This window comes from Peribacillus sp. NPDC060253 (assembly GCF_042727425.1).
Lineage (GTDB): Bacteria > Bacillota > Bacilli > Bacillales > DSM-1321 > Peribacillus.
The window spans coordinates 1-3,660 of the sequence record NZ_JBHXAS010000222.1; the positions used below are offsets into that span (position 1 = coordinate 1).

At 38.7% G+C, this 3,660-nt stretch carries 5 protein-coding genes; 1 reads left to right on the forward strand and 4 read right to left on the reverse strand.

Features of this window, described 5'->3' with window-relative positions; all coding sequences use genetic code 11:
- Positions 1 to 864: IS3 family transposase (locus ACFWE9_RS26260; RefSeq protein ID WP_377359579.1), on the forward strand; the 864-nt coding region annotated here is incomplete at its 5' end.
- A 3-nt stretch (positions 865 to 867) separates the two neighbouring features.
- Here the strand turns inward: ACFWE9_RS26260 and ACFWE9_RS26265 are convergent.
- The 4 genes from ACFWE9_RS26265 to ACFWE9_RS26280 form a co-directional block, all read right to left on the reverse strand.
- Positions 868 to 1,101: a hypothetical protein gene (locus tag ACFWE9_RS26265; protein ID WP_230163000.1), complete on the reverse strand. Its 234-nt coding sequence runs from the start codon at positions 1,099 to 1,101 to the stop codon at positions 868 to 870.
- Between the two features lie 277 nt (positions 1,102 to 1,378).
- Positions 1,379 to 1,534 (reverse strand): hypothetical protein, encoded by a 156-nt coding sequence (locus tag ACFWE9_RS26270; RefSeq protein ID WP_230163002.1) that lies wholly within the window; start codon positions 1,532 to 1,534, stop codon positions 1,379 to 1,381.
- Positions 1,535 to 2,044 carry a DinB family protein gene (locus ACFWE9_RS26275; protein WP_057219379.1) on the reverse strand — a complete coding sequence of 170 codons (510 nt, stop codon included), beginning with the start codon at positions 2,042 to 2,044 and terminating at the stop codon, positions 1,535 to 1,537.
- Positions 2,045 to 2,757: 713 nt separating this feature from the next.
- Positions 2,758 to 3,660 (reverse strand): VanZ family protein (locus ACFWE9_RS26280; RefSeq protein WP_377359582.1); only part of this gene is annotated, 903 nt, incomplete at its 5' end.

The following is a 3,660-nucleotide window of genomic DNA, read 5'->3' on the forward strand; positions in this document are numbered from 1 at the left end:
CTTACCGAATTTATTGAGGAACACAAGAAACAATATCCCGTACAGAAGATGTGTGAAATACTAGAAATCCCAAGAAGCAGCCATTATCAGTCCCTCCAAATAGTCATATCAAATCGCGAACAGGAAAACCAAGAACTCACAAAGGAAATCCATCTCATTTACTTGGAAAGCAAGGGACGATATGGGGCGCCAAAGATTCATGAAAGCTTATTAACCAAAGGGTTTTCCCTAAGTCTAAAGCGTGTTCAACGTTTAATGAGCAAGGCAAGAATTCGTTCTATTACTAAGAAAAAATACCGTCCCTATCCATCTAAAGAAAAGGTTATTCAATTGGATAATTTGCTAAAACGAGACTTTACTACTCAGACCATTAATGAGAAATGGGTAGCAGATATTACGTATATCCACACGTTAAAAGACGGATGGTGTTATTTAGCTTCGGTATTGGACCTTCATTCTAAGAAAATAGTAGGGTATTCATTTTCTCGTTCAATGACGACAGAGCTGGTCATACAAGCTTTCAATAACGCTCACTTTTCCCAAAATCCCTCGGAGGGCTTAGTTCTTCATACGGATCTTGGCTCACAATATACAAGTAGTGAGTTTACTCAACATATCCAAAATCATCATATTAAGCAATCCTTTAGTCAGAAAGGCTGCCCGTACGATAATGCCTGTATTGAATCCTTTCATGCCCTATTAAAAAAGGAAGAAGTCAACCACGTACAATATCTAGACTATCAAACAGCTAAATTAGCGATGTTCCAATTTATTGAAGGTTGGTATAACCGAAAAAGAATTCACAGCAGCTTGGGCTATCAAACCCCACAAGCCATTGAAGATTTTATTAGGAATACAGCTTAAGATTTAACTTTTTTGTGTCCAAAATATTGACTCAAATCCAATATGTATAGAAAAAGAAAGTACAAGTATTGCTAATGTCACAACTAAAAATAACCAAGTTAATTCTATATCTGTGAAATAATCAACCGTGAGTATAATAAAATTTACAAGATTGAGAATTAAGAATAAATTATTCTTTTTATTAGGTATCTTTTTTTCAAAAAACAATCCCATTGCATATTTAAACTTATTTGACATTAAATTCCCCCTATAAAACTTCAAACTGAACTTAATGGGGTACCACCAGCAAAACGCGGATTTACAACGTTAAGGATATTCCAGCATTAAAAATCCCAATCTCTCAGTGATATAAATGAGAAATTGGGATTTAATTATTCAACAATTGCGCCCTTTTGCGGAATAACCACCAATCCTTATTTGTCATTCGTATGATGTATTGAGCTCTCGTTCTTCGTTAGCTTAACGAAGAGGCCTTGATTTTTTCTTGTTTGAGATTATTATTTTCTTTTCATTTTTAGACAAAATCCAGTCTGCAACCAATCGCTGCTGCTTTTTTCAACCCGTCTTGTCCTCTCTTCATATCAGTCTTTGAACGGGGCGGGAAGGCTGCCATAAAGAAAGAACGGAAGCCGCGTTTTCCGCGCAGCTTCCGTCCCGATCTTCCGGACAACTAACTCAAATACCGATTTCGGATGACCCCCATGTGATGAATCTCGTGTCCTGCGATGCCGTACGCGAGGGCACGCGCCGTAATGCTTGCGTTGTTGGCTGTGCCTTTGCGGGACCACGCCTCCGCCGGTAACCCGCGCAGCAGTGTGATCGTCGATTGCCGTACGGCCCGGTAGTCTTCGGCCAATTGCGCGGTTGTCCAGCTTCCGAAAGGAGGCATGAACAATTCCTGGTCGAAACCGGACAGAGGCGTCTGGTCCCCTCTTGCGAACCGGAGCAGGCGGTAGGTCATGACGCGTTCTCCGTCTGCGATGTGGCCCACGACTTCTTTCAGCGTCCATTTTCCTTCCGCATACCGATACGCGCCATGGCTTTCGGTCAACGATGCCAGCAGCTCGGTCATTTGCTTTTCCTGGGCGAGCAGAATGTCGATGATGTTGCCATCCGGCACCAACCGGATATACTCTCCGAAGTCCCCGGCATATTCTTCTTCTGACGGTCTTTGATTCATGCGTAATCACCTCTCTATGGAGTTATAGAAAATTAAAATGCTCTTTCCAATGCCTACCGCGATTTTTCTGCGAATTTCGTAATTTCGGCATGTATAATGAATTCGCGAAAGGATAAAACTTTCCTTCCAATAATTGAGTGTAAGTAACCACTAAGTTGGTCGGTGGCCACGCTAAACTGCCCTTTAACTTAATAATAATCATCTCAATTTTTCATAATTTCCACAATAAGTTATTCAATATAATGGCCCTTTAATGGAATAACATGACTAACGTTTTTAAACAAATGTAAGGTTTTTTTCATGTTGTAGCTACTGTCAAAAAGCATACTTTATGACACGTAGAAAGATAGCTCTAATCTGTATGTCAAAAGGTGAATTAACTCATTTTGACATATGTCATTTCTTTAAAGGACTTTTTGAAATAACTTTTCTGATTGAACTTAATCCTTAGCGTGGTTTTTTCGCGTTTGGCTGGTGGTACCCCTTAATAAACTATACCATATCGCAAACGGGTCTTCTTCAACTAAACTGCCCCGTTAGTTTAAGTGAATTACTTCACAATAATGAACGATTTACAAATGAAGAAAGTAGTTCCACTTCTAATTGAAGAGCCGATAGTAAATTTAGTGATTAAAGCTTAAAAGAGGGCTCTCGAGACTTTCTCGACAGCCTTTCAGCGATTACCATGGTTTCATTGGTTGTTTGTTTTTTCTTTACTCCCACCAATGCTTCTTTTCACTGAATCCAACGTCCCATAGTTTAGCGTTCCCGGAAACGATAATCGTAATTTCGTTTACCTTATCAAAAAATGGTATCTCTAAAGATTCTGCCCCTTTATTATTGTACTGAGCTCTTACGTTTCCATCTGCCAGTATAGTAACTTCTCCCTTGAAATTACCCTTGTCTGGAATGCCATAATAAGAATAGAACGTCACATCTTTCTTGTTCCCCAAGATGTAAGTGTATGATTTGCTTTTATCCCCTTCACTATTATACACGTTCATTTTAGGTTCTATTTTATTTCCTGCTACGGTGAAACTTGGAAGATTTTCAGTCATAGGCATGGTTCCATTCATTTCTTTCACATCGTGTAATGCTTGAATCGTGCTTTCTCTTGTCGCTACAACATAATTGATAGTTTCCGAGACCACGATTACCCCAACTAGAAGAACACCAATAGATAGAGCCGAAGCAATAAGCTTTTTATAAGAAATTTTTGAAGAAAATCCTACTCTATAGGCGATAAAACCTATCGTTGCACCTAATGTATTGGATATAACATCATCTACATCAAAGCTGCCAAGATAAGTTAAAGCCTGCAGCGATTCCAGAACGAGAATCGTCAAGACAAACAAGGATATGAACTTCCCAAAACTGGAACGATACAACAAAGGAATTACTACTCCAAAAGGGATAAAAGCAGCAATGTTTCCAAATTGGTATAACCATGAAAAAGTTGGTTTTGGAAATCGAAGAGGAACGTTTTCCGGAACAAGCATAAATACATATTCATAATCGCCGGTTGCATGATTTAATCTATTAAAAGCAAAGAACATAAAATATAAAATTAAAATTGTATAAAAAATAGTTCCTATTAAGATGGGTTTCCTTAATTT